Annotated in this window: 7 protein-coding genes; 2 read left to right on the plus strand and 5 right to left on the minus strand. The window is 57.7% G+C overall.

Annotation, left to right across the window (positions count from 1 at the left end; all coding sequences use genetic code 11):
- Window positions 1-35: 35 nt before the first annotated feature.
- On the minus strand, window positions 36-1,331 hold the full coding sequence (locus AS026_RS15055) for an extracellular solute-binding protein (RefSeq protein WP_007539804.1): 1,296 nt from the start codon (window positions 1,329-1,331) through the stop codon (window positions 36-38).
- Window positions 1,332-1,888: 557 nt separating this feature from the next.
- Between AS026_RS15055 and AS026_RS15060 the strand changes: the two genes are divergently transcribed.
- Together AS026_RS15060 and AS026_RS15065 are read left to right on the plus strand one after the other, a co-directional pair.
- On the plus strand, window positions 1,889-3,331 hold the full coding sequence (locus AS026_RS15060; RefSeq protein ID WP_007539800.1) for a UbiA family prenyltransferase: 1,443 nt from the start codon (window positions 1,889-1,891) through the stop codon (window positions 3,329-3,331).
- Window positions 3,332-3,349: 18 nt separating this feature from the next.
- Window positions 3,350-3,946: an NAD-dependent epimerase/dehydratase family protein gene (locus tag AS026_RS15065; protein WP_245307520.1), complete on the plus strand. Its 597-nt coding sequence runs from the start codon at window positions 3,350-3,352 to the stop codon at window positions 3,944-3,946.
- A gap of 31 nt (window positions 3,947-3,977) precedes the next feature.
- On the opposite strand, the gene AS026_RS15070 is transcribed toward AS026_RS15065, so the two are convergent.
- Genes AS026_RS15070 through tnpA form a run of 4 tightly spaced genes read right to left on the minus strand, consistent with a single transcriptional unit; the run spans window position 3,978 to window position 6,984 of the window.
- Window positions 3,978-4,541 (minus strand): UPF0149 family protein, encoded by a 564-nt coding sequence (locus AS026_RS15070; RefSeq protein ID WP_062368490.1) that lies wholly within the window; start codon window positions 4,539-4,541, stop codon window positions 3,978-3,980.
- Entirely contained in the window at window positions 4,538-6,112 is a 1,575-nt protein-coding gene (gene tnpC, locus AS026_RS15075) for an IS66 family transposase (protein WP_028749712.1), read from the minus strand. The genes AS026_RS15070 and tnpC overlap by 4 nt, the downstream gene beginning before the upstream one ends.
- A 48-nt stretch (window positions 6,113-6,160) precedes the next feature.
- Window positions 6,161-6,517 carry an IS66 family insertion sequence element accessory protein TnpB gene (gene tnpB, locus AS026_RS15080; protein WP_028749713.1) on the minus strand — a complete coding sequence of 119 codons (357 nt, stop codon included), beginning with the start codon at window positions 6,515-6,517 and terminating at the stop codon, window positions 6,161-6,163.
- Window positions 6,514-6,984, minus strand: a complete 471-nt coding sequence (gene tnpA, locus AS026_RS15085; RefSeq protein ID WP_062368489.1) for an IS66-like element accessory protein TnpA — start codon at window positions 6,982-6,984, stop codon at window positions 6,514-6,516. The genes tnpB and tnpA overlap by 4 nt, the downstream gene beginning before the upstream one ends.
- Window positions 6,985-7,065 lie beyond the last annotated feature (81 nt).

The following is a 7,065-nucleotide window of genomic DNA, read 5'->3' on the forward strand; positions in this document are numbered from 1 at the left end:
GGGGAGGACCACCTGCCCCTTGCGGGAGCGCGGCTTCAAGTCTTGAGATAACCGCGGCGCCGCATGAACGACTCCACCTTGCCCTGCAGATCGGTGGCCGCCTGTTCCGGCGTCTTGATCTTCGCCACCGCCGCATTCACCTCATCATAGATCATGATGTGGATCTGCTCGGCTTCCTTGATCGGCGGATATTCGGCAACGTCACCCTGCAAGCCGGCAAGGACGGCGGGGCGGTTCGGTGCCTGCTTGACCAGTTCCGGATCCTTAAGCGCTGAAATGCGGGCCGGAGCACCGGCCATCAGACCCATGCGACGAACAATGTCGGGTGATGTGAGCCAGGCAACATAGAGCTTGGCTGCATCCTTGGCACGGGAAGAATCATTTACACCCATCGCCCAGCCACCTAGCAGTGACGCCTGTGGCGTCGGCGACCAGGCGACCTTGTCGTGGACCTGGGATGTTTTCGGGTTAAGCAGATCGCCGAACGCTCCCGGCCACATCATCGATTGCGCGGCCTGACCCGTGGAGAGGCTGTTGAACATCTCCGGGAAATCCCAGGTCAGATTGCCAGGCGGGCTGATCGGGGCAAGTTTCTCGACCAGGAATTTCATGGTCTTGACGCCGGCTTCGCTACCGAAGGTCGGCGCGCCGGAGGCGTCGAAATATTCGCCACCCATCGACTTAAAAATCAAAATCCAGGTGACTGTCGTCTGAATGCCTTTGCCTGCCGGCATGGCATAGCCGAACTGGCCGTTGCCAACGAGCTTGGCTCCGCGCTCTGCGACTTCGTCCCAGGTCTTCGGTCCAACGGCCGGGTCCAGTCCCGCAGCCTTGTAGGCATCCTTGTTCCAGACGAAAAGCGTAACGTCGCCGATCGTCGGTAGACCGACAAGCTTGTCTTTGACGCGACCGTAGATGTCTAAGGCGCGCTTTGGGTAATCATCGAGGGCGAGGTCTGGAGCGCCGGGAATTTCGGTTGCGATGTTCGCGAGATCAGCGGAATAAGGTTCGATCTCATACTTCCACTGGTAGGCGAAGTTGAAAACGTCGAATGAGGCCGCACCGCTGGTCAGATCGAGGATCAGCTTCTGGTACTGCTCATTGTAGGAAAGATTGACGTACTCAACCGTAACGCCGGTCGCCTCCGTGAATTCCCGACTGATGTTTGCCATGGACTCCCAAACCGCGCCGGTCGAGGCGAGAGCACGAATCTTCTGTCCCGAATAGGTTTTCGGGAGCGGAGCAGCAGCGCTTTGTGCGAAAGCGCGGGTCAGGCTGGTGCCGAGGAACGGCAAAGCCGCCAGCCCAGCGGTAAAGGTGCGACGTTTCATGTTCTCCTCCGTTTTGGAGCACTTGCGACCCCTCCGATCGCTTCTCCCGCTCCATGATGAAGGGCTTACGGCAGCCCCATTTCTGGCGCAACGGCGACGAAGGCAGCGATTGGGTAATATTGGGTAAGGGCCGGCGATGGCTCAGCTCTCGGGTTTAGACCAGGTGCCGTTCGACCGTGGCCTGGACTCGATTCGCTGCTGAGCAAGTCGAGATCGTAGGAAACTTCAAGCGACACCCGCTGTCGATCTTGTCAAGTCCGCGACACAGGGCTGCCCAGCAGCATTCCTGCCGGCACTCATGCGCGTCATTGAAGGATGTATAGAAAGTCTCTTCCGCTGCTCTTGTCGCACAATTGGCACGAGTCTTGATGCTCTTTCGTCGCAATACGCCTGGAGGTGCGGACCTGTGGTCATCTCGTGGGTGATGTTGCGATAAAAAGGCGGCAAAAGCATTACGTCAGGCCCACGACACGTAACCGCACTTTTGGATCCTTATCGGGAGATCCGCCCGGACGACGTTTGCCTCTGATGATGATGTCGCGATCAGCGAGGTGAAGATGCTGGATCTGGACTGCTTTGATCGTCAGCTGCCTTTGGTTTGCGACTTGGACGGCACCCTAATACAAACAGACAGCCTTCATGAGAACTTTTTTGAAGCCATCGTTCATTCGCCGCAACAGCTGCTCCGCGTCATTCCAAGCTGGTTCAAGGGTCGCGCAGCCTTGAAGGAAACGCTAGCGAACGTTCGTTCGATTGAGCCGCGCGTACTTCCTTATCGTGAAGAGATATTGGAATTGATACGTTGCGCGAAAGCCGACGGACGTAAGACTTATCTCGTGACGGCAGCAGATCAGAGCATAGCAGATAACGTCATTTGTTATCTTGGCATTTTCGACGGTGCGAGGGGCAGCAATGGTTCATCGAACATGAAGAGTCGCCACAAGCTGAGATGGCTTCAGCAGAACTTCCCTCAGGGTTTCATTTATGCGGGCGACAGTGCCGCCGACCTGCCGATCTGGGAGACTGCTTCGGGCGCCGTTCTAGTTGGCAACGGGGTGAAATACGCACGCCAGCTCCGCGAGGCTGGCGTCGAAGTAAGGACGATCAGTCCCGAGAAAAGCAATCCGGTGCAAGATTGGCTGTCTGAACTTAGGATCCACCAGTGGTCGAAAAATGTGCTGATTTTCGTTCCCTTGTTTCTCGCCCATCTTGCGGACGACATTTATGCCGAGCTGAAAACGGCAATTGCCTTTCTCTCCTTCAGCCTGATTGCTTCGGCAACCTATATCATCAACGATCTGGCTGATCTGAAGGCGGACCGGGCGCATGCGACCAAGCGCTTCCGGGCGATTGCTGCAGGCAAAATCAGCATTATGAACGGCTTCCTGGCGAGCATGACTATGCTGGCCGCGGGCTTTGGGATCGCGTTGCTTTTGCACCGTAAATTCGCGCTCGCTGTTGCAGTCTATCTAGTGCTGACATTAGCCTATTCATTCCGCCTGAAGCGTTACGCGTTGCTCGATGTGACGGTCATCGGCGTGTTGTTCACATTGAGAATTGTCATGGGTCAGGTGCTGCATGATCTAGCATTCTCGCCTTGGCTTTTGTCCTTTTCAGCCATGTTCTTTTTGTCGCTTTCGCTGGCAAAACGCCATGTGGAAGCAATGCGCGCATGGTCAAAAGGGAAAGGCGCCATCAAAGGGCGCGGGTACCTGCCCAATGATTGGCCGCTCACACTGGGCTATGGCATTGCTTCGGCCGCGGCTTCGATCGTTATCATGCTGCTTTTCATTGCCCTCGAAGCCCAAGGGACGCAAGCGTATGGCGAACCAGAATGGCTCTATGTTGCGCCGGCGGGCGTGTTCATATGGCTGCAAAGGATCTGGCTTCTGAGCCATCGAATGGATTTGCACGACGATCCAATTGTCTTCGCGCTCAGGGACAGGATCAGCTTGTTCATCGGCGCCATCATCGCATTGGCGTTTGCGCTGGGTTTGTAAAATAAGGCGATTGCCGGGATGCAAGACACGAACCTGAGACCTCTGAATGCGCCTCTCGTACTCCTGACCGGAGCTGCCGGCTGGTTGGGCGGCCGCGTGGCGGCGGCGCTAACGACGGAGGTGCCGGACGTAGGATTTCTCGCAACCGGCAGCTTTCGGGTAAGGGCGCTCGTACCCGCGGGAGAAGACGTATCACAGCTGCGCGAACAGGGCCTGGAGATCGTGACAGGCGACATCCGGAATATGGAATGTGTCCGATCATTCGTGGCAGGCGCCGAGGGCGCCGTATTGATCCACATGGCCGGCATCATTCACCCCAGAACGGTTGCGCAGTTCGAAGCGATCAACACACAGGGCACGATCAACCTGGTCACGGCAGCGCAAAAAGCAGGCGTGCGGCGGGCGGTCGTCATGTCATCGAATTCGCCGATCGGCTGCAATCCACACCCGGACCATCGATTCACGGAGGAAAGCCATTATAACCCCTGGGGTGGTTATGGCCGCTCCAAGATGTTAATGGAAGAGGCACTGCGTGAGGAAATCGCTGCTGGCGGCCAGATGCAAATTGTCATCGTTCGTGAGCGCAACGAATGGCCCACGGCTTTCGTGATTTGACTAAATAGGTTTCTGGCTTTCTGGCTCTCGGTCAGAACTTCTGCTTTGCCCGCTTCGGCATAAAATAGGTTCGGATATTGACGAGTGCTTCGGCGACGGCAGCAGCATCCTGGTGGGTCGCTTTCCGTTTTACCTCGCCGAGCTTGCGGATCGGCGCAATGATATCCCCAGTGACGGCATGACCTCGAAGGACAGGCTGCCAAAGCCTTGGCGCGTGTCGTGTTCCAATGAGAAAGCAGATGTCCCAATCAAATGGATCAAGGGTCTGATCATCGATCTGGGTGAACCTTGGCCGGTGGTCTTTCGGTCTCTCGGAAAGGCTTGCAGATATCCGATTATACTCTGCAACGATCGTCTGCACGGCCCGATGTTCGGTTGTTTCCATCGGCAGGTTTAGGGCATCCGGGCCGGTCAGTTCCGGGATCCATTGCCGTGGGTCGATGAACCTGGGGCCGATGATGAGGGCCGTAAGATAACCATCGAGTCTGCTCATTGACCAGATAGGCGATGGCGGACGACGTCTCCTGATAAAGGCTTCGAATGCGTCGTCATCGAGCTTCGGTCGCGGCGTCATCTCCTGGCTGTTCTGTGTCATGCCGCTTGTCGCTCCTGCTGTGTCATCGCTTCGCGTTCCGCCTTCCAGGCCCAAGGCAAAAGGCTCTCCATCTCGTTGGCTTTCACTTTGCCGGAGATGATGCGCTCCAGCACATCGGCAAGCCAGACGTCGGGGTCCACGCCGTTAAGCTTTGCCGTGTTCACGAGCGATGCCAGGACAGCGAAGGTCTTTCCACCCCGCTCGTTGCCCACGAATAATGAGTTCTTTCTCGTCAAAGCCACGGATTTCATGGAACGCTCGACGACATTGGAGTCCACCTCGATCCGGCCATCCTCTAGAAAGGCTGTCAATCCGCTCCAGTGGTTGAGCATGTAAGTGACTGCCTTGCCAAGTGCCGATTTCGACGACACCTCGTCGCTCAGTTCGGTGAGATGGACCTTCAGTTCTCTCATGATGGGAGCTGCCTCACGACGCCTGCCGCTAAGCCGGGTATCTTCATCTTCCCCTCGTAGTTTTGCTTCGATGCGATAGATTTCGGCAATCCTGGCAAGGATCGACAAGGCCTCCGAAGAGCCGGTCAGTTTGACGACGTCAACGAACTTTCGCCGTGCATGAGCGAGGCAGAAGGCCAGCCGCATGGGGGCAACGTTGCTCTTGCCGCGTCGTTTGACCATGGTTTTATAGGCTTGATATCCATCAACCTGAAGCACGCCGGCGAACGACGACAGTTGCCCCTCGATCTCGCGAGCGCTGCGGCTTTCGGCAAAAATGTAGGCCACCGCCGGCGGCGCCGGACCGTTCCATGGCCGATCGTCAACCGCTTGTGCCCATAACTGGCAGACCTTGGTTCGTTTGCGCCCCGGATCGAGGCGCGGAAGTGGCGTCTCGTCACAGAACACCCTCGGCTGCGAGCGGATGAAGGCGGTGAGTGCATCGTAGAGAAGTTCGAGCCACCAGGCGACCCGCGTGACCCATGCCCCGAGCGTACCGCGATCAATGATGACGCCGCAGGAGGCCAGCATCTGCGCCTGGCGATGCAGCGGCAAATGCCAGGCAAACTTCGAAACGGCGACATGGGCTGCAAACGCCGTGGTCACCATGCCGCCGTCCATGATGCGTGCTGGTGCGGGTGCTTGCACGATGCCACTCTCGCAAGCCCGGCATGCATAGCGTGGCCGGATCGTCCGTTTCACCCGGACTACTGCAGGCACGATGTCGAGCGCCTCGCTGACATCAGTGCCGATGCAATGAAGTTCGAACGAACAGCAGGGGCAAGTCTTGCTCGCTGGCTCGATGAGCTCGTCATAACGCGGAAGGTGTTTCGGCAAACGGCCGATATTGCGGGCTGGCGATCGCCGTGCCTGCGTTTTGTCTTCATCGACCGGCGCGACATCGTCATTGGCAGCAACGGGAATGTCGCCTAGATCGCCAAGATCGAGCATTGCCTGCGTTGGATCGATCGTCGTCATCTTCTCCGATTTCGTCCCGAAGAGCTGGCGCTCAAGGAAGGCAACGCGCGCCTTGAGATCGGCATTCTCTTCGTCGAGCGAGAGAATGATCCGGGTCAATTGCGCAGCATCCTGGGGCAAGGGATCGGGTCGAAGCGGCATGACAGACCCTACCACACGGGTCTGAATCTTCAAGCAAAACCAATAGGATCAGCCTGCTTTTGAGGGCCTCCTCACCGCGTTTCGTTTGACGCGCGTCCAGTCAATGCCGGCCAGCAAAAGCGAGAACTCCTGGGCACTCATCTGCATAGCGCCATCGCGGATCGGAGGCCAAACGAACTTGCCCGCCTCCAACCACTTCGTCGCTAGGATCATGCCTGATCCGTCCCAATAAATGCAGCGAAGCCGATCAAGACGCTTGGCGCGGAACACGAACACGTCGCCACAATAGGGATCGGCCGCAAGGGCTGACGCCACCAAAGCTACCAGGCCATTCATGCCGCGCCGGAAGTCGACGGGTTGCGTCGCAACCATGATCTTCACGCCATTTGGCGAAACTCCGATCACCGGCGCCCTCGCAACGCCGCTACCATCGCCTGCGCCAGTTCAGGCGCTACCGAGCCGATGACCGTCATGCGTGCGCCCGCAATCTCGATCTCAATTCGGCCAGCGAGAACCTCTGGGGCATTCGATGGCGAGCCTTCGTGTCGTGCGCCATCCCCAACCACTGTCACCGGCACGAACACGGCAGGCGGCAAACTAGTCTTTGCCGACCGTTGAGAGGTTAGTCCGGCTTCCCGTCGCCACACATTCAGCAAGCCGCGATTGACGCCCCAGCGCCTCGCAACAGCCGAAATGTTCACTTCAGGTTCTGCGCTCTCCGCGAGAATCCGCGCCTTCTCCTCGTCAGTCCAATTCCGCCGCTGCCGCCGACCGGTGATCACCTCGATCCGCCGATACTTTCCCTCATGCCTGGCTTCATGCATGCCTTCATCCATGACTTCAAGCATGGCATCAGCGCGATCTCCAACCATCCCGGTCCACTCCTATCAATGATAGAGCTTATCTCGAGGCCTCATTCACAAAAGAAAAGGTGGGCTGTTCGTCGCGCTCAC

The organism is Rhizobium altiplani, from assembly GCF_001542405.1.
Taxonomy (GTDB): domain Bacteria; phylum Pseudomonadota; class Alphaproteobacteria; order Rhizobiales; family Rhizobiaceae; genus Rhizobium; species Rhizobium altiplani.

Excerpts from the sequence above, each read along its gene's own strand:
- AS026_RS15055 (WP_007539804.1), bottom strand. The coding sequence starts at position 1,331 with ATGAAACGTCGCACCTTTACCGCTGGGCTGGCGGCTTTGCCGTTCCTC.
- AS026_RS15060 (WP_007539800.1), top strand. The coding sequence starts at position 1,889 with ATGCTGGATCTGGACTGCTTTGATCGTCAGCTGCCTTTGGTTTGCGAC.
- AS026_RS15065 (WP_245307520.1), top strand. The coding sequence starts at position 3,350 with ATGCAAGACACGAACCTGAGACCTCTGAATGCGCCTCTCGTACTCCTG.
- AS026_RS15070 (WP_062368490.1), bottom strand. The coding sequence starts at position 4,541 with ATGACACAGAACAGCCAGGAGATGACGCCGCGACCGAAGCTCGATGAC.
- tnpC (WP_028749712.1), bottom strand. The coding sequence starts at position 6,112 with ATGCCGCTTCGACCCGATCCCTTGCCCCAGGATGCTGCGCAATTGACC.
- tnpA (WP_062368489.1), bottom strand. The coding sequence starts at position 6,984 with ATGGTTGGAGATCGCGCTGATGCCATGCTTGAAGTCATGGATGAAGGC.